16 protein-coding genes and 2 pseudogenes are annotated in these 18473 nt (G+C 39.3%); 3 read left to right on the plus strand and 15 right to left on the minus strand.

The window, feature by feature from the left end; genetic code table 11:
* The 3 genes and pseudogenes from ACFINE_RS02890 to ACFINE_RS02900 all read right to left on the minus strand — a co-directional run.
* Nucleotides 1-360: pseudogene (locus ACFINE_RS02890) on the minus strand (tol-pal system protein); the annotation flags it as partial.
* 52 nt (nucleotides 361-412) lie between these two features.
* Nucleotides 413-934, minus strand: coding sequence for a peptidoglycan-associated lipoprotein Pal (gene pal, locus ACFINE_RS02895; RefSeq protein WP_273790460.1), 522 nt, complete (start codon nucleotides 932-934; stop codon nucleotides 413-415).
* A 202-nt stretch (nucleotides 935-1136) separates the two neighbouring features.
* Nucleotides 1137-1832, minus strand: a complete 696-nt coding sequence (locus ACFINE_RS02900; RefSeq protein WP_375611764.1) for a DUF1013 domain-containing protein — start codon at nucleotides 1830-1832, stop codon at nucleotides 1137-1139.
* 367 nt (nucleotides 1833-2199) lie between these two features.
* Between ACFINE_RS02900 and ACFINE_RS02905 the strand changes: the two genes are divergently transcribed.
* On the plus strand, nucleotides 2200-2946 hold the full coding sequence (locus tag ACFINE_RS02905; RefSeq protein ID WP_375620979.1) for a YebC/PmpR family DNA-binding transcriptional regulator: 747 nt from the start codon (nucleotides 2200-2202) through the stop codon (nucleotides 2944-2946).
* Nucleotides 2947-4010: 1064 nt separating this feature from the next.
* Here ACFINE_RS02905 and tolB read toward each other — a convergent pair.
* From tolB to ACFINE_RS02965, 12 genes and pseudogenes are all read right to left on the minus strand, one after another.
* A complete protein-coding gene (tolB, locus tag ACFINE_RS02910; protein WP_375620980.1) occupies nucleotides 4011-5336 on the minus strand; it encodes a Tol-Pal system beta propeller repeat protein TolB in 1326 nt (441 codons plus the stop codon).
* A 38-nt stretch (nucleotides 5337-5374) separates the two neighbouring features.
* Nucleotides 5375-6814 carry a cell envelope biogenesis protein TolA gene (locus ACFINE_RS02915; protein ID WP_375620981.1) on the minus strand — a complete coding sequence of 480 codons (1440 nt, stop codon included), beginning with the start codon at nucleotides 6812-6814 and terminating at the stop codon, nucleotides 5375-5377.
* Nucleotides 6815-6920: 106 nt separating this feature from the next.
* Nucleotides 6921-7373: a protein TolR gene (tolR, locus tag ACFINE_RS02920; protein ID WP_375620982.1), complete on the minus strand. Its 453-nt coding sequence runs from the start codon at nucleotides 7371-7373 to the stop codon at nucleotides 6921-6923.
* Nucleotides 7374-7388: 15 nt separating this feature from the next.
* A complete protein-coding gene (tolQ, locus tag ACFINE_RS02925) occupies nucleotides 7389-8102 on the minus strand; it encodes a protein TolQ (protein WP_375611760.1) in 714 nt (237 codons plus the stop codon).
* A gap of 1734 nt (nucleotides 8103-9836) precedes the next feature.
* Nucleotides 9837-10277 (minus strand): tol-pal system-associated acyl-CoA thioesterase, encoded by a 441-nt coding sequence (gene ybgC / locus ACFINE_RS02930; RefSeq protein WP_375611759.1) that lies wholly within the window; start codon nucleotides 10275-10277, stop codon nucleotides 9837-9839.
* Between the two features lie 217 nt (nucleotides 10278-10494).
* Complete coding sequence (gene ruvB, locus ACFINE_RS02935) at nucleotides 10495-11589, minus strand: Holliday junction branch migration DNA helicase RuvB (RefSeq protein ID WP_375620983.1); 1095 nt, start codon at nucleotides 11587-11589, stop codon at nucleotides 10495-10497.
* Between the two features lie 13 nt (nucleotides 11590-11602).
* Nucleotides 11603-12217, minus strand: coding sequence for a Holliday junction branch migration protein RuvA (gene ruvA, locus ACFINE_RS02940; protein ID WP_375620984.1), 615 nt, complete (start codon nucleotides 12215-12217; stop codon nucleotides 11603-11605).
* A 13-nt stretch (nucleotides 12218-12230) separates the two neighbouring features.
* Nucleotides 12231-12746: a crossover junction endodeoxyribonuclease RuvC gene (gene ruvC / locus ACFINE_RS02945; RefSeq protein WP_375620985.1), complete on the minus strand. Its 516-nt coding sequence runs from the start codon at nucleotides 12744-12746 to the stop codon at nucleotides 12231-12233.
* Nucleotides 12747-13719: 973 nt separating this feature from the next.
* Nucleotides 13720-13842, minus strand: coding sequence for a hypothetical protein (locus tag ACFINE_RS02950; protein WP_375620986.1), 123 nt, complete (start codon nucleotides 13840-13842; stop codon nucleotides 13720-13722).
* 126 nt (nucleotides 13843-13968) lie between these two features.
* Nucleotides 13969-14265, minus strand: a pseudogene (locus tag ACFINE_RS02955) (DUF1465 family protein); the annotation flags it as partial.
* A gap of 22 nt (nucleotides 14266-14287) precedes the next feature.
* Nucleotides 14288-14806, minus strand: coding sequence for a DUF1465 family protein (locus tag ACFINE_RS02960; RefSeq protein WP_375620987.1), 519 nt, complete (start codon nucleotides 14804-14806; stop codon nucleotides 14288-14290).
* Between the two features lie 180 nt (nucleotides 14807-14986).
* On the minus strand, nucleotides 14987-16129 hold the full coding sequence (locus ACFINE_RS02965) for an OpgC family protein (protein WP_375620988.1): 1143 nt from the start codon (nucleotides 16127-16129) through the stop codon (nucleotides 14987-14989).
* A 364-nt stretch (nucleotides 16130-16493) separates the two neighbouring features.
* On the opposite strand from ACFINE_RS02965, the gene ACFINE_RS02970 reads away from it, so the two are divergent.
* Together ACFINE_RS02970 and ACFINE_RS02975 are read left to right on the plus strand one after the other, a co-directional pair.
* A complete protein-coding gene (locus ACFINE_RS02970; RefSeq protein ID WP_375620989.1) occupies nucleotides 16494-17156 on the plus strand; it encodes a thiamine phosphate synthase in 663 nt (220 codons plus the stop codon).
* 311 nt (nucleotides 17157-17467) lie between these two features.
* Nucleotides 17468-18205: a TIR domain-containing protein gene (locus tag ACFINE_RS02975; RefSeq protein WP_375620990.1), complete on the plus strand. Its 738-nt coding sequence runs from the start codon at nucleotides 17468-17470 to the stop codon at nucleotides 18203-18205.
* Nucleotides 18206-18473 lie beyond the last annotated feature (268 nt).

Here is an 18473-nt window from a genome sequence, read left to right on the forward strand (position 1 = left end):
TGCTTTATCAGCTGCTTCAGGTGCTTCTTTCACTGCATTGACAGTCTTATCAACAGCGTCAGTGGCTTTTTCCGCTGCATCAGATGCTGCTTTATCAGCTGCTTCAGGTGCTTCTTTCACAGCATCGACAGCCTTATCAACAGCGTCAGTGGCTTTTTCCGCCGCATCAGATGCTGCTTTATCGGCTGCTTCAGGTGCTTTCTTCACGTCATCAGTTGCCTTATCAACTGCATCAACTTTATCCGTATCATGTGCAGGATATTCGGAAGCCTTTCGTGCCGCACTTTGAACAAGTGAAGTAGAACAAGCTATGAAAACCCCCATATAAAAGAGTGTTTTCCAATTGATTTTACGATACATTCTTTTTTCCCCTTAAGAGCTTATTAAATAGTTGAAACAAACAATCTTCTTTTTAATGACTATTCATGTCATTCAACGTTGTCACAGCACGTCGATTTTGATTCCAACAGGAAATATCATCACATACTGCTACAGGTCTTTCTTTTCCGTAAGAAATTGTTTGAATCCGTTGTGCGGACACACCAAGAGACACCAAATAGTTTCGCACAGCAACAGCACGGCGCTGTCCAAGTGCCAAGTTATATTCACGTGTTCCCCTCTCATCAGCATGACCTTCGATCATAATAGAATAATAAGGATAATGAAGCAACCATTCTGCTTGGCGCGTTAAAATACGTTCAGCATCAGCATCAAGTGAAGAAGAATCGAGACCAAAAAACACGCGATCACCCACATTAACCGTAAATTCTTGTCCTGAACCTGGTGACATCTGATTCAAACCAGCATCATTCATATAAGCGCCATTCATACCGTTAAGTGCACCAACATTTTTTTTGCCACACCCACCCAGGCATAGTGAGAAAAGAAAGAGGATAGCTAAGGAATGAGAGATGGTTTTTTTGGTAGAGCGCATAGTCCGTTTCTCCTTGAATTTCGTAAAGAAGGGTCAATTCTTAAAAATATTTTTAAGAATAACCGTTAATTCCTAATGAAGAAGAAATTTTTTCTGTTTTTTCGTCCTCATTTTTACTTTTGAGTCTCTGCCAATTTTTCTTCTCTTTGGCCATTCCTCTAACATTTCCATAAAAAATGTTTCCCTTATGCGTCATGGCTTTTTATGCATCATCTTGATCTTGACGATTTTTTTGCAGCGCGTTCAGCTTTGCAAAAACTTTATCAGCGTCAAAAGTCTTATGCAGATTTTCTTCACTCTCATTTTCCTCTAGAGCAGCGTTTTCCGTCACAGAAGCGGGAAGCAACGACCTATCTTCTTCTGCAGCAACAGGACGATTTTTCGCCGCACGCTGGAGCTCAAAATCTAAATCGATTTGCGAACACAAACCAAGCCCTACAGGATCAAGAGGAACCAAATTTGCACTATTCCAATGGGTTCTAAGGCGGATTTGTTCAATTGTCGCTTTTGTTGTCCCAATCAACCGTGCAATTTGTGCATCTTTCAACTCGGGATGGTTCGTCACCAACCATAGGATACCATTGGGACGATCTTGGCGTCGAGAAAGAGGGATATAGCGCGCCCCTTTACGTTTTTTTTCAGGAATATGCACCCTAGATTGAGAAATTTTCAATCGTGCGTTTTGATCAGCCTCCACCCGTGCAATTTCACTGCGCGTCAATTGCCCAGAACTAATCGGATCTAAACCTTTAATACCATAAGCCGCATCACCATCGGCAATAGCTTTTACTTCCAAGACATGCAATTTACAAAATTCTGCAATCTGATCAAAAGAAAGAGCTGTATTATCAACCAACCAAACAGCTGTTGCTTTGGGCATCAAAAGTTGCGTTGCCATTTTTATAAATCCTCTTCTGCGCCTCTTCTATGAGGCAGGTTACCGCCCACTCAAGAGCACTGGAACTTTTTATATGTTTAGGTCTCTCCAACCACTCCTAAAACAAAGTGCGGCATGGAATAAACCATTTTGCTATGAGATTACATTCTGTTATAGCGTTATTTTTGCTCAACGACAAGAGATCTCTCTTGTAATGATCCTCAACTAAGGTGTCTTTACCTTTAAGATGAATTTTCTTATAAAGGGTTTATTCGATTATTTCACCTCATGCTGTGGCACATTTATTCTGGTGGGATGCGTGCTTTATCGCCTTAAATTCTAAGGAGTATCCAACTGGCAAAAAAGCCCTCAAATAGGAAGGAAAACTATGGCAGGCCATTCACAATTTAAGAATATTATGCACCGTAAAGGGCGTCAAGATGCAATGCGCTCGAAAATATTTTCTAAGCTTGCGCGCGAAATTACCGTAGCAGCAAAACAAGGTGCTCCTGATCCAGCCATGAACCCACGTTTAAGGCTGGCTGTTCAAAATGCCAAAGCACAATCGATGCCGAAAGATAATATTGAACGCGCGATTAAAAAAGCGTCAGGCGCCGATGTCGAAAATTATGATGAAGTACGCTATGAGGGCTATGGACCAGGCGGCGTTGCCGTCATTGTTGAAGCTTTAACTGATAACCGCAACCGCACCGCTTCAAATGTGCGCGCCGCCTTCACAAAATCAGGAGGAGCCTTAGGGGAAACAGGATCGGTCAGTTTCATGTTTAATCGGATTGGTGAAATAGTCTATAAGCCAGAAGCAGGAACAGCCGATAACATCATGGATGCAGCAATTGAAGCCGGTGCCGAAGATGTGCAATCAGAAGAAACCGGACATCATATTACCTGCGCATTTGAAGATATTGGTGAAGTTTCCAAAACACTTGAAGCAAAACTTGGTGAAGCAGAATCGATTAAAACGATTTGGAAAGCCACCACCCTTGCACCAATAGATGAAGAAAAAGCTTTGTCTGTTTTACGACTAATTTCAACATTAGAAGAAGATGATGATGTGCAAAATGTTTATGCAAATTTTGATGTCAGTGATGAGATTTTGGCAAAATTGTCTGTATAATTCCCATCATTTGCATAAGCCTTCTCTTCATGCATGAGGGCTTCAAAAGCATCTGTCACCCCTCCTCTTTATCCGCACATATAAAAGCCCCGCGTCAATAGCGGGGTAAGCCATTGATGCAACAAGAAACCACAATCAATCGCAGAAAACATAATCCCAAAAAGAAAAGCATCCAAAACTCTGTAGCCTCACGCCTTTCTTACATGCCCCAAAGATTATCCCTATATCCCCTCTCTATTTTATCTTTTTGTTCTTTAAGATTAACCTCCTCTCTCCGCTCTCAAGTAATGAAATGATCTAGCCTCTAAACAATTAGGGGTTTCTTGACGTATTCCTATGACGAATCACTCATGAAATTCACTTGAAACTTAAGGCTCAACAAACATGCATTCCCCTAAATATTCGCTACGCACTTAAAAAACACTTAGAATATATCAAGGAGATTTATACGCCCTATATCCCCACACCTCAAAGAGCAGTGTTTTTACAACATCACAGAATAAAAATAAGCAAATGGAAAGCCAGAGCTGATTGTTTAGCAAAGTATTGTACAAAAAGCCGGTACATCTCTCTAATCCGTTGCAGATAAATTTTTGACTTTATGGCATCGTATATTTCTAAAATAACGTCATTTATCTTAAAAATCTGTCCTTTTGCTCTTACCAATCAATCAATATTCAGATCTAAAACAACCGCGTACTTGAATAAAACACATCAGAGAGCAACAGCCCCCCTGACAAGAGGACTCTTCACAAACAAAATCGAAGAAGAAGTTTAAAAAAATATATATAGCGACACTTTGAATAAAAAGTTGAACTCTAGAGACCTCAGAATTTTCGACTCTATTTTTTCAAGGTCTTGTTTTGAATTTTTTTAAGCATTTTCCCCCAAGGAAATTCCATTATCGATCAACAACCATAGATGATAGATGAAATCTACATAACTCCCCATACCCACTATAATCAATTCCTTCTTTTAAATAATTAAAAACTATTGAGATTGTGTAAACTTGAGACTGTATAGACTATATTCCTTCTATCTTCTGTTTTTTTAAGCATTTTGTTTTACTGTATATTGAGCAAAGGCGACCATGCTGGATCTGAAGCATCATTGGGGGTGGGTAATTGACGTTCATTGCGACCCGTAATATCAATCGTATAAATTTTTGGTCCCATACCGGGATTTTTGCGAAAGAACATCAGCACACGACCATTAGGGGCCCACGTTGGTCCTTCATTGTGAAACCCTGTGGTTAAAATTCGTTCTCCTTGTCCATCAGGGCGCATAACACCGATAGAAAATTGTCCGCTTAATTGTTTTGTAAAGGCGATATAGTCACCCCGTGGAGACCAAATAGGTGTTGAATAACTCCCATCGTTTGAAGAAATACGCTGAATATCACTCCCATCCGCATTCATTTTATAGATTTGCGGCTTTCCACTACGATCTGAAGAAAAGACAATTTGTTTTCCATCCGGTGAATAAGAAGCAGAAGTATCAATAGCAGAAGTTGTTGTAAGTCGCGTCATCGTACGGGTTCGTAAATCCATAGTGTAAAGATTGGCACTCCCATCATTTTGTAACAAACTCATGATAACTTTTTGTCCATCAGAAGAAAAACGCGGAGCAATTGTCATGTTATTAAACGTTCCGATCAACTCTCTTTGCCCCATTTCAATTTGTTGGAGATAAACATGAGGTACTTGATTGTCCTCGTAAGCCATATAGGTCAATTCTTGTCTTTTTGGTGAAAACCGCGGTGTAAGCACCAATTCACTTCCATCAGACATATAAATCAAATTTGCTCCATCTTGATCCATCATTGCTAAACGTTTAATGCGTGCATTTTGAGGACCTGTTTCATCGATAAAAACAATCCTTGTATCAAAATAACCACTTTCTCCTGTCATTTCACTATAGATCTCATCTGCGATCATATGTGCCACACGCCGCCAACGTTCTGTCGCAGTATAAAAACGCCGTCCTTTCAATTGTCTTTGTCCAAACACATCCCATAAACGAAAATCGACCCTCAAACGTCCATCGATTTCTCTCATGACTTGCCCAGTAACTAAACCTTGCGCTTTTATTTTCTGCCAAGAAGCAAAATGTGGTTGTTTATTAGGATTAGAAATGTTTTCAAAAAAATTTGCTTTATCAAGCGGTAAAAACAGCCCCGACCGTTCGAGATCGGCTGTCACCACAGCAGATATTTTCAACCCAATCGAATCATTGGAAATAAAGTCTGTAATTGCAATGGGAATGGGATTAAAATCAGCGCTCGAAATAGTTCCTTTCAATTGCGCATAACCCGATGAAATACTTGAAAGCCACAACCCACAAGTGACAATAAACCAAGCAAAAACTTTATGTCTCGTTATAGTCATCATGGAATGTGTCCTTTCGTTAAGCGCTTTTTTCTCGTTTATCATCTTATTTCTTGGAGGGGATCAACATTAAAGTCAAAACCTTGCCCCCATAGATCATATTGATCACGTGGGAGATCTGCATAAGGTTGGCATGAAAAGACAGCAGCATACACCTGCCTTATCATAATAGCTTGTTGACTCTCAAGGCCGCTTACGGGATCAATGATAGGATCGCCCACAACCATCCCTTCACGGTCTAAATAAAATCGCAACCGCACGACCGGACGATTTTTTAAATCGCCGCCAAGCGCCACAAGTTTAAGCTTCTGTTGAATACATCCCCCCGCAATATTGACCAATGTTTGTGCCATTTTTGTGGTATCATTAATGTTTTTTCTTGCACCCAAAGCTTCTGGTGTATGAGAACGTTTTGCTCCCCCTCCTTGTGACCGGGCACGATTGAGCAAATTATTTTCCTCCAGAGCTAAAATATCTTCAATGGTCTGTTTCTCTTGGTTTTTCTTGTTAAGCTTTGGCGTCTTTTGATTCAATGCAGCCTTATTTTTCATTGTAGATTCTTCGTCAAATTTTGGTTTCAACTGTGGAAGAAGAATTTTTTCTGGAAGCACAATTTTGGGAACTTGATGAACCACCTGCTCTGCCGGTACTTTTTGTACCGTTGGAGTCAATTCTTTTGGCGATACCATCTCTTCATTTTTGTGTGCAGGCTTGAGCGCAACCTTAGAGGCATCTTCCGGCACTCTCAAAGGCATCTCAGGCGCAACCTTGGGTGCATCCTCCAGTGCCTCCAAAGGCATCTCAGGCGCAACCTTAGGCGCATCCTCCGGTGCCTCCAAAGGCATCTCAGGTGCAAGCTTTGACGCATCTTCCGGTACTCTTACAGGCATCTCAGGCGCAACCTTAGGCTCATCTTCCGGTACTCTCACAGGCATCTCAGGCGCAACCTTGGGCTCATCTTCCGGTACTCTCACAGGCATCTCAGGCGCAACCTTGAGCGCATCTTCCGGTACTTTCAAAGGTATCTCAGACGCAACCTTGAGCTCATTCTCTGGTTCTTTTGAAATCTCTTCTGTTTTTGCTTCTAATAATTCTGGTTTTGTAAGTTCTGGTGCAAATGTTTCTGACGTGTTCTCGCTTGATGGTGACGATGCTGTTTCAACGGGACGCAGCTTTTCCTTTGGTTGAAATGGTGCAAGACTATCTATTTGTCCCTCTCCAATATGGCGTGCATCTTCTTTCTCTTGTGGTTGCATAGTTGGTTTGACGGCAGGGATTGCACGTATAGGAGCCTTCACGGCTCCTTGTTGAGAAGAAAACTCGTCCACCAAAGGAGCAAGAGTAATGGGAATTGCTTCCAATGGTTGTGGTAAAGAGACAGAGCTTGTAAACTGAATAGCTCCCCAACTGAGAAAAATGACATGGACCACAAGGGATAAAGCCAAGCCTCGTTTCATACTATGATAAGAGTCTTTGTTCATTCTTTATGCCTTATTTACGCCTTACATTTTTTCATTTTTAATCACTCTATGCTCTTTTAAAAAAAATTAAGAACAACCGGTTATACGCAATTTTATTACTTATTATTTATTGTGCTAAACTTGCTAACGCAACTTGAGAAAACCCCGTTTTTTGAATATCCGCCAGCAGTTTTAATACTTGCTGATATTCAACAGTTTTAGCAACCCGTACAAAAACCCGTTGATCTTTTTGTGTAGCATCTGCTTCCAGAAGAGTTTTCAGGTGTGCAATCAGGGACTGTGACGTTTCATAATAATCTTGATTAATGGCAAAGCGCCCTTGCGCGTCAAGTGAAACCGTAAGAGGTGTTTTTTGAGCTCGTACGGGACCCGCTTGACTACGAGGCAAATCTAGAGGAACACCGTTCACTAAAAGGGGGGCAGAGACCATAAAAATAATCAACAAGACCAGCATGACATCCACAAAAGGAGTGACATTGATCTCACTCATCAGTTGGCTTCGTGAATGATGCCGCCTACGTGTATTTTTGCGAGAAGAAGAAGCAACAGAAAAGCCCATGGGATAAGATCCTTTTTATAAAGAGGAAGGTGCTGTGCGTGTTTCATCAATACGCCGCGATACAATTGTTGAAAATTCATCGGCAAAATTTTCTATTTGTGCAATGATGCGCGCACTTTCATGAGTCAACTTGTTATAAGCAATAACAGCTGGAATTGCTGCAAACAAACCAATAGCGGTTGCCAAAAGCGCTTCTGCAATCCCTGGCGCGACAATGGCAAGTGATGTATTTTGAGAAGCTGAAATAGAAAGAAAAGACTCCATAATACCAATAACTGTTCCAAAAAGTCCGATAAAAGGTCCCGCAGATCCCAGTGTCGCAAGAAAACTTAATTTTGATTCTATTTTTTCACTTTCACGTCCCAGCGTCAAATCCATAGCCTTATCAATTCTGCTCTGCAAACTTTTCGATGTATGGGTCCCTTTTTCAAGAGATTTTTTCCATTCAACCATTGCTGCCATAAAAACTGCGGATATACTATTGGTACGTTGACTTTTGCATGATGCATAAAGATCTTCTAGCGCTTTGCCAGACCAAAATGTGCGTTCAAACTGCTTTATTTCACGCCGTATTCTCCGATACGTAAAAATTTTATCAAAAATAATTGCCCAACTCCAGATAGAAGCGAGCAGCAACCCGATCATAACACCTTTCACGATCCAACTCGCTTGCATAAACAAATGCAACATTCCAATTGTTTCTGGATTCGTTAGTTCTAAATGCGGCATAATTTTTGTCCCTCTAAATGAAAGATGCATTTTTAAAATTTATAAAACAGATTATTTTATAGTTTCTAAATTTAAGTAAAGACTCTAGTCTCACATAAATCCATGCGCTAAAACAAGACTTGTTTCTTAAATTTCCTTAAAAAGTGATGACGAGAGACATCCCTCAATGCACGCCCCTCTCATTTCACAACAGCATTTATGAAAAATATAACGATCAGGATTTCTCCATAAATGCTATAAAAATAAAAGATATAAAAATGCATGATATAAAATCTATTATGCACCACCATCTTTACGCTTATGAAAAGAACGCTAAATCATCATACGCGTTTCTAGCTTAAAATGCTGCAATAAGTCTTAGCACTTGAAAAGATTCATAAGAGGCATTTATTCCTTTCTTAAGTGTTTTTGTACCCACTCACCAACTCCGCTTGTGACATGTAAGAAAATGTTTTTGATTAATTCGCGGCAATAGAGCTTGAAAAGAAAAAGTTTTACAAGTTTCAGAATTATCTGAAAGTGACAACGCAATGAATTATCATTGTAAATAAATATGTTATCATCATAAAAGATGACGCTTTGCCTCAGGCTATTGTTTCTCTCATTCTTTAATAAGATCACACCATCGGGCACAAAAAACGACACTAAACCACCCTAAAACGCCTCACAACAATGCACCTCACCTAGGCCCCCTATAAGTCCTATATAATCTAGTGTAAGTCTCATGTAATCTCATTGTGTTGTGAATTAGCCCCTTTCAATGCCTATCATCTCTCTGGCACCTTGGTATAACGTACAAGCTTCTGTGACATGAAAAAAGCCTTTTCACATTTTTACCTCATCAAAACCGGCTTCTTCGCTCTCTTTGCTCACTTGCGATATTTGATCATTATTGCATTGAGAATGATCCATAAGGAACATTTTTACAATTTTTTCAATGGTTTATATTGTTCTCTTATGATGTATAAGCAAATGATTTTAATTGTTTCAACATGAACAGATCTGAAATGAAAGTATTTTATTCTATTCCTCTATTGGGGTTTGTGCCCGTGAGAAGTGATAATATATCTTTTTAAGTCAATATATTATATAGAATAATATGCTTTTGAAACTTTAAATGCAAGAATGCATTTCTGCTTTGTATACATTGATCTCTCACTCATTCACTACGTTTAGAAGCGCACATAAATCGCGCATTATAGCACATAAAGTGATGCATTATAGATAGAAATGGATGAAACACGCGCTCTTGTGATGCCAAATGACAATCCAGTAAAAAAACAAATCAAATTGCTTAAAAACACCCTTTGGGTGTTTTGAGACAATTTTCGACCTAATGGCTTATTATCACTTTATTGCAATATTGCGCTGGGTATGTGCATTTTTATAAAAATAAATCTTAATCCATTTTTATTTCTTTTTATATTTTGTACCTTTTCGCTGCTTTCCGATGCCAACAAACCTTTCTTCAAAAGAAAGAAAATATCTTGAGTTTATAGCAGAAAATGGATGAGGCGACATTGTTTTTGAATCATAACATGGATGAGGCGTGTTTAATTTTGTGAAATATCATCTTCAATTTATTGTAGTGTTGTAGCAGAGCTGTTTTCTTTTTCTGTATCATATAACCTTATTGAAAAACATTTAGGCTATAATAAATGTATAGTCTTAGATTATAGATTACTTTATATCTGCTGATCTCTCCTGAAGCGGCTGTTTCAATGAATCACACTTTTAACCAAGCATTTTTGCAAAAAGTTCTTTGGGTAAACGTCGCGGTTTTGCCTCCTCATTAATCAGAGCAATTTCAACTTTGGCTGTTACCAACGTGGTCATCTCATGCAAAATAGATTGCTCCATAAAAAAGCGGGCCCCTTGGATATGAGTAACACGTGTTTTAACAACTAAAAGATGATCAATTTTAGCTGGTCTTGAAAAATTAATTTCCATATGACGAACAACAAAAAACAGTTTTTCCCCCTCACCCCCTGCTGCTAACATCTTATTATTAAAACCGGTATCGCGTAAAAACTCTGAACGTCCTCGTTCAAAAAACTCAAGATAACGCGCATGATAAACTACACCGGAAAAATCTGTATCCGCAACATAAACGCGGACCTGAAAATTATGAAAAGCGTTTGTATGATTGCTCTTAAAAGGTGTTATTTCTGTCATCGACTTCATATCCCATAAAATCATCTAATATAGCAAATTATCTATCAATCAAAAGATTGAACACATTTTTGTGTTGAAGTTGTGAAAAGCAAAAGCAAAAAATCTTTAATAGTGCCAAACCTTTTTAGCCAGAATATGCTAAAAGAAGGCACGTCTCTTGTATTTTATGACCTTGCTATAAAATATTCACATAGTTTCTTTTAATAAAGAGAATGCCTTAGTCATCTTCCCCATCCCATAAAGATGTCTGAAGTGATGAATTGTCTTGAGCATCAGAAAGTTGAGAACGCCTTTGTATAGACGTTGTAGAGGCTGGAGCAGAAAGCCCTAAATGGCTCCAAGCCTTTTCAGTTAGAATGCGTCCACGAGCGGTTCTTTGAATAAAACCTTGTTGGAGCAAATACGGTTCAACAATATCTTCAATGGCATCGCGTGGTTCTGATAAAGCAGCAGCAATTGTTTCAATCCCCACCGGTCCCCCTAAAAAAGTTTCCGCAATCAGGAGCAAGTAGCGACGATCAAGCGGATCAAGCCCAAGATAATCGACTTCAAGGCGCGAAAGCGCTTCATCGGCGATTTTTTGGTCAATTTGTTTTGCTTGTTTAACCAAAGCAAAATCACAAACGCGCCGTAAAAGCCGTCCGGCAATGCGCGGGGTTCCCCGTGCTCGGCGTGCAATTTCATGAGCACCATCATCACTGATCTTGACGGCAAAAAGTCGTGCATTACGCTGCACAATATATTCCAATTCTTCTATCGTATAAAAATTGAGACGAATTGGAATACCAAAACGGTCTCTCAGCGGTGTGGTCAAAAGCCCCAAACGTGTGGTTGCCGCTACCAAAGTAAATTTAGCCAGATCAATTTTCACCGAGCGTGCGGCCGGCCCCTCCCCAATGATCAAATCCAGTTGATAATCTTCCATGGCTGGATAAAGAATTTCCTCAATCGCCGGATTTAAGCGATGAATTTCATCAATAAACAAGACATCACGTTCTTCAAGATTGGTCAAGAGAGCGGCTAAATCTCCTGCTTTAGCGATGACCGGCCCTGAAGTAGAGCGAAAATTAACGCCTAATTCTTTTGCCATAATCTGTGAAAGCGTTGTTTTTCCTAACCCCGGTGGTCCTACAAACAAAACATGATCCAGCGCTTCTTGCCGCGTTTTTGCTGCTTCAATAAATATTTTTAAATTAGCCCGTGCCGCTTCTTGACCAATAAAGTCATCGAGAACTTGTGGCCTCAAGGAACGATCTGGATCGTTAGGAAGGGAGGCGGAACCCAGAAGGCGTTTATCTTCATCTTTATGCATTGTTACCTTGATTTTAAGTAGGAGAAGAAAGCAATTTGAGACTATGGCGGATCAGCAGGGCAGAAGAAACAGTTTCCCCCTCAAGAGCGTTCATCGCAAGAGCAAGAGCACGGGATGCATGCTCCCGTTCAAACCCTAGCTTCATCAACGCGGAAAGCGCATCATGCGCAGGTTGATTGGTCATCTCACGCTGAGAAACCGAAACAGTCTTGACCGCTTGTTCAAAGGGGAGTGTTTTACTTTTCAGTTCACCCACAATTCTTTCACTGACTTTTTTACCAACGCCCGGCGCTCGACTAATCATCGCAACATCGTTTAAAGCAATAGCCTGTGCAAGTTCATCTGGCGATAAAGTACCCAAGATTGCCAAAGCAACCTTTGCTCCTACTCCAGGAACATTTTGTAGAAGACAAAACCACTCCTGTTCAGCTCTTGTAGTAAAACCAAAAAGGCGGATTGCGTCTTCCCGAACATGCGTTTCAATAAAAAGGCTTAACGCCTCCCCAACAGAGGGTAAAGAAGGACGCAGCCGATTTGACACAAAAACAACATACCCCACACCGTGAACATCAAGAAGGATATGATCATCAAAGATATGTTCAAGAGTGCCCTTTAATTTGCCAATCATGTTGCCACCCCACTCATATCGCCATCCTTGCCTGATAAGATCGGTCAATACTGTTACGGTGCATACTATGACAAAGAGAAAGAGCAAGAGCATCAGCCGCATCACTGCTATCAAATTCAGCCCGTGGGAGGAGAACTTTGACCATCATATGGATTTGTTCTTTAGCCCCATGTCCAACCCCAATAACTGATTTTTTCACTTTGTTGGGCGCATATTCAAAAACAGGAAGATTTGCTTGCGCAGGAACCAGCAGTGCAATTGCACGCGCTTGCCCAAGTTTTAAAGTTGCTGTAGCATCTTTGTTGACAAACACATGTTCTACAGCAGCTTCATGGGGCATAAATTGATGCACAACCTCTGAAAGACCTTTGTGGATCTGACATAGTCTGGAAGCCAGCGCACACTGTACATCAGAAGAAACCGTCCCTGCTGCAATAAACTGAAGACGATTACCCGCAACATCGATAACGCCCCACCCTGTACGCCGTAATCCGGGATCAATGCCTATAATACGAATCGTCTCTGCCATAAACTACAGTCTATACACTTTTCCCCCTTGTGAATAAAGATGTGAATAAAGACACGACCACAAAGAAAACAACAACCCAAGACAAAACCAGTAAAAAGATAATCATATCCCCCAAATTTATACAATTATAACACACAACGAACAGCATCTTTATGGAACACACTTTATGAAGCATAACTGAAATCAATCAAAACCATTCACACATCACAAGCAAGCACCCTCTAAAGCATAAAAATTCCCTTTCTATATCATATCCAACGCCATAACGGTTAAACATCGCAAGCGAGCAAATAGAGAGTGCTGGATTGCACATTCATAAGTGTAAAGAGGCTATGCAATGGATGGTACACACTTTACGAAAACTTTTTACATTATAGCATGACGCTATCATTATAAATCAACGCATTGATTTATAATGATAATTAATTATTTTGTATGTTGCATAAGAATCCCGAATATCCTAAAATTTTCTCATTACAAGTCTGTTTATCTTGAATCAATCAAAACCATTCTCTTACATATGAAACGTGGGATTGCCGTATAGAGTAAAACTATACAAGAAAGGACTAAAAATGCCTCTAATGAATTGTCTCAAGTTCCAAAGGCTGTTGCAACATTGGGGACTGGCAAAGATGATGATAGTGCCGGCTTTTTCCTTTGCAAGCGTAAAAATGAGAGAGGCTCAACGAATGTGAATAAGAACTGAGAGGTGTTTTTGAATATACTCATCACACCACAATGACATTGCATAGAGAGGGACATTGCATGGGGGCACAGGGAACCCATGGGGCATTCATTATATGGCACTTTATTTTGGATATTTTATTTTACGCGAGGGAAAATAACTTCCATTCAAAACAAAAGAAGCCCCAAAACTGCAACAATGTGTATCATCCTCATTAACACACACTTTACAGCAGCTTTATAGGCATAAATTATAGAGCATAAATAAATTGATGTACAAGCCCCTGCTCTATCTCAGAGCCAAAACAAAATCACACGATAGATCAACAGAAAGTGTTCCAGCTGCAATCAACCAAAGTCGATTTCCCACAAAACCAACCATACTCCATCCCATGCCATAATTCGCAATCAATACCTATCCCTCTCTCAGCTATAAGCTCAAGATATTTCCTACGCTCAAATAGAAATTAGGCAGAAAAAAGCACTCTAGTTTGGTTTTAGTTGTGAAATTTTGGTTGTAAAAAATGGATATACTGCTCTAAATATCGCAAGAAAGAAGCAAGGAGCTATTTTTCTCAGAATACCCAAAAGCTGTTTTGAGCAATTCGATTTGTTTTCCTACTGGATTATCATCTTCTAGAGCAGAGGAGGCCCCAGTTTCCCACCCAGCACGCATATAGGTTATGCACGCTTCTAAACGTAATGAACGAGAACAAATTGACGGAAAGTTTCTGGCAATTCATGCCAATGAGGGGTTTCAAGTTCCAATGTCGGTGTATGAAGTGACACTTTTACAATTTCTTTTTTTTATTTGTTCTGATGATATTTCTCCTTCGCACAAAGCAAGGGGAGTCTCTCTAAGAACGCCCAAAGGCTGTTTTGAGCAATTCGATTTGTTTTCCTACTGGATTATCATCTTCTAGAGCAGAGGAGGCCGCAGTTTCCCACCCAGCACGCATATAGGTTATGCGCGCTTCTAAACGCAATGAATGAGAAACAAATTGGCGAAAAGTTTCTGGCAGTTCTTGCCAATGAGGGGTTTCAAGTTCCAATGTCGGTGTATGAAGAGATACTTTTACAATTTCTTTTTTTATTTGTTCTGATGACATTTCCCCTTCACGCTCTGCGCGAAGAAGAAGGAGTTGAGAAGCGATTTGCATAAGTCGTGTACTTAAATACATAGCCTCTTTCGCATAAACTGCAGAAACCTCTGCCGAAAGAGAGCGTGCTACTAATTTCCCTTCTGAGTCAATATACGCTGCGGTTTTTTCAATCAGCGCCATTGTTTCTTCATAGAGACGATTAAAAGCATTTTCAAAAGCATTATGCTCAATCATGATAATAGGTTCATCATATGGACGTTTATGTACACTCACGCTTTTATACTCCAAGTATCAGCACAAAATCACACCCCTTAACGAATAGAGTATTAAAAAGTTTCTTTTGTTGCTGTATAGAACGCTTTTTTTTAAAACTGCTACCTCTTTTAATTTTTTTGCGCAACGCACTTTTTATACTAAGGTTAACGTGCCCAACAAACACTACAGGAATATTTTTTATAAACGGATCATTTTCCTTGAAAAGGACCACTGCCAAGATTGCCGTTTTTCACAATAATAAGCGACTCCAAATTGCAAAGCAATACCCGTTATTATTAAGAGGGTATCGGAAAAAAACGTTTCTGTCATCACTGTTTTTACAATTTGTCCAAACATCGCAAAAATGGTTCCCGTTACAAAGACCGGTAAACTATGTTTTCCTAAAATTGCTAAAGGATGTTTTGGAGAGACATAAAACCATTTATTGATGCGCGGCAAAGAAAGAATGAGAAAGGCTAATGCAAGAACATGGAGTAAACGTGGCAAGCTTAAAAAGGTTTTATTAAAGTTCAACAATGGGGAAGACCAGCCAAGCCACCCCAAAATGCCCCACCAATTTAAGCGAACCCATGACAGCGCCAACAAGAGATACGCTGCCGCACAAACAATCCAAAAAGACTGAAAAGCGATTTTTTTTCCTTGTTTAAGCGCTAAAGTACTGGTCAATCCTATGACAAATAAGAATTGCCAAGACAAAGGATTTAAAAACCACTTTCCCTTTAAAGGATAAGAAGGAGGAGCAATTTTATAAAATCCGCAGATAAGATACAGTGTAAAGGAGCCCAAAAGCAGCCATTTTGTCTGCTTACAACTCAAATAAAGGATAAAAGGCGCAAAAAACATCAAAACGATATAAAGAGGAAGAATATTATTATATCCCAATTGATGCCCAAAGCTTAAGGTACTCAAAAATGCGATACCAGGCTCTTTAAAAAAGAGTCCCACATTGTTCATCGATAAAAGTTTTTCTGTTCGCCATAATAAAAAGGCAGCAAAAAAAAGACTTAACGTGACAAAAGTAGTAAAAAGATATGCACCATAGAGCTGCAGAGCTCTGTACCAAAGTTTTCGGATAATAAAAGCAAAGGATTTTTGCTGTAATCGTCCATGAAAGCTTAACCCAAGAGCAATCCCTGAAAGCAAAACAAACACTTCTGCACAATCAGAAAAACCGAAATTTCTATGAGTAAAAGACTCATAGATCGTTCTGGGAATATGGTTGATGAAAATCGTCAATAAGGCCAAAGAACGAAAAACGTCAATGCGTGTATCACGGCGAAAAGATTGAGTATTATGCTCAAGAATACCTTGGTACTTCATCAGTGGACTCCCACACGTTGCACCCCCCTTGAAGTCCCATAAAATGGTGCTTACCCTTATTGCCAACAAGCATGAACAGAATGAAATTTTAATTTTTAAGAGTCAAGTTTCATTTTAAGCGTTTATTTTTTTAAAAGCAAAAGTTTTTTAAAGGCAAAAGAACGAAAAGCGTCCATACGTGTATCACAACAAAAAGGCGACATATTATGCTTAAAAACACTCTCATTTCTCATAAACAGGCTTCCACACACCCACAAATCCTTTAAATTACGTGAAAATGGTGGTCACTTTCATCGCAAATAAGCATAATAGAATGAAACTTTAATTTTTAAGCGTTATTTTTTCTAAGAAACAGGGATTTGACATGACAGAACAAAAAAATAAACCAATTGATCCACCTCTTTTCCCTCAGTTGATTTTAACACTTGATGTTCGGCGCAACACCCCAAAAACATTTTTGCAGCAAATTTTGCAAACAAAGTCTTTTGCATGCGTCATCCTCCATGATTCTGAAAAGTTGAAAGATGATAGCTCTTTTTTACAACAACAAGCGCAAACTTACGCAGAAGATATTCAACATCATGACGCAGCCCTTCTCATCGCTGATGACAGCCGCATTGCTGGGCGCATAAAGGCTGATGGATTGCACATAGAAGATGATCTTAACGCTCTTGAAAGCTTCAAAAATCAGCAAAAGGAACAAAAAATCATAGGCTTTGGCAATCTACGCAATCGCCATAGTGCTATGCTTGCAGCGGAAACAGGTGTTGATTACCTGTTCTTTGGAAAACTCGGTGCTGATAAAAAACCCCAAGCGCACCCCCGCAATCTCCAGTTAGCAACATGGTGGGCAGAAATTATGCAAACCCCCGCCATTATCCAAGCAGGAAGCGATTTTTCAACCTTTGATGAAGTCTTAAAGACTGGATGTGAATTCATTGCTGTAGAAGAAGTCATTTTGGGGAACGACAACCCCTTAATACTGCTTAAAACAATGCAAGAAAAATGTGAGAAAACCCCCTTGTAATATAGGAGGAGAATTTATAAATAAAGCGTTAACTTTCGTGCTTCTTATATAGAGCACATAACGGCATATACAAATAGGAGAAAAATTCGTTTCGTTCATTCACAATTCAATCAGATCGCTTCATCACGCAGTAAAATTTCCCATCATTTAGTCAAGTTTTCCCACGTTTCAATCAATTGAATGGAAGGTGACCGTCTCTTTTTGTGCATTGTATAAGAAAATGAAATCATAAAGCTATTTAAATTCAAATAGTTATAAAAATAAATCAACATTTTATATTAATAAACAGCGATATTGAAAGAATATAAACAGTGAAATATAGCGGCACCTTCGAAGACCTTAAAGATATAGTTAAAAAAGCTGGATATAAAATCATAGAAATTAAGTCTCTATCACTTAATTCTTCTAAAGGATATCAGATCAAAACCTCCGAAGGAGGCGTTATTAATTGGTATGAAAGCACAGGAACAATCAACGTTCAAGGCAAAGAAAACATAAAACAAAAGTTAATAGAAGATTTAGCAAAGTATATAGAAGAAACATCAACGATTCCTTCCTCAAAAACTGCCTCCAATCCTTCAAATAAAAAAATTTTTATCGTTCATGGTCATGATTGTTATGCCTTAACGGAGCTTGAAAATGTTCTTCTCAAGCTTGGTCTCGAACCATACATCTTACAAAACACGAGTGGTAATGGTTTACCCATCATTCAAACTTTGAAAAAAGAAATTTGTGACAGTTCTATAAGTTTTGGTATTGTACTCCTCACGCATGATGACATGGGTTATGCTATATCTCAAGGTGCAGAAAAAATTCAACCCCGTGCACGACAAAACGTTATTTTCGAAATGGGCATGTTAGCTGCCACACTTCCTCTTGAGAGGATTGCTATTCTACAAAAAGAAGGCATTGAAATGCTTTCAGATGTTGGTGGAGTTTACTACCTTTCTTTTAAAGAACACGTAAACGAAACATTTCCCAAACTTATTAAGCGCTTACAAAAAGCTGATTTCTCTTTTAATACAGATACAATTCATGCATTAAAGTAAATTTGAATAATGCTTATGTTTATTTTTTAAAGCGCACGCCCAAAACCACAAGACACCCCACCACATTCCACAGACACACATCCTATAGCACAGAGAAACGATCACCCCCCCCTTATTCAAACAGCAAGCGATTGTGCAAATTTTAATGAAGAGACCGCGTGTAAATTCATTACCATAGAAGAAATCATTTTAATCCCTTTGATAAACACGGAGGCTGTTGTCATGATTTTGGTAATTGTTCCAGAGAGATTTAAGAAGCAGATAGCCT

The sequence above is a fragment of the Bartonella sp. AA97HXZ genome (assembly GCF_042196985.1).
Classification (GTDB): Bacteria; Pseudomonadota; Alphaproteobacteria; order Rhizobiales; family Rhizobiaceae; genus Bartonella.

Coding starts and splice junctions, on each gene's coding strand:
- pal (WP_273790460.1), bottom strand. CDS start 934: ATGCGCTCTACCAAAAAAACCATCTCTCATTCCTTAGCTATCCTCTTT.
- ACFINE_RS02900 (WP_375611764.1), bottom strand. CDS start 1,832: ATGGCAACGCAACTTTTGATGCCCAAAGCAACAGCTGTTTGGTTGGTT.
- ACFINE_RS02905 (WP_375620979.1), top strand. CDS start 2,200: ATGGCAGGCCATTCACAATTTAAGAATATTATGCACCGTAAAGGGCGT.
- tolB (WP_375620980.1), bottom strand. CDS start 5,336: ATGATGACTATAACGAGACATAAAGTTTTTGCTTGGTTTATTGTCACT.
- ACFINE_RS02915 (WP_375620981.1), bottom strand. CDS start 6,814: ATGAACAAAGACTCTTATCATAGTATGAAACGAGGCTTGGCTTTATCC.
- tolR (WP_375620982.1), bottom strand. CDS start 7,373: ATGGGCTTTTCTGTTGCTTCTTCTTCTCGCAAAAATACACGTAGGCGG.
- tolQ (WP_375611760.1), bottom strand. CDS start 8,102: ATGCCGCATTTAGAACTAACGAATCCAGAAACAATTGGAATGTTGCAT.
- ybgC (WP_375611759.1), bottom strand. CDS start 10,277: ATGACAGAAATAACACCTTTTAAGAGCAATCATACAAACGCTTTTCAT.
- ruvB (WP_375620983.1), bottom strand. CDS start 11,589: ATGCATAAAGATGAAGATAAACGCCTTCTGGGTTCCGCCTCCCTTCCT.
- ruvA (WP_375620984.1), bottom strand. CDS start 12,217: ATGATTGGCAAATTAAAGGGCACTCTTGAACATATCTTTGATGATCAT.
- ruvC (WP_375620985.1), bottom strand. CDS start 12,746: ATGGCAGAGACGATTCGTATTATAGGCATTGATCCCGGATTACGGCGT.
- ACFINE_RS02965 (WP_375620988.1), bottom strand. CDS start 16,129: ATGAAGTACCAAGGTATTCTTGAGCATAATACTCAATCTTTTCGCCGT.
- ACFINE_RS02970 (WP_375620989.1), top strand. CDS start 16,494: ATGACAGAACAAAAAAATAAACCAATTGATCCACCTCTTTTCCCTCAG.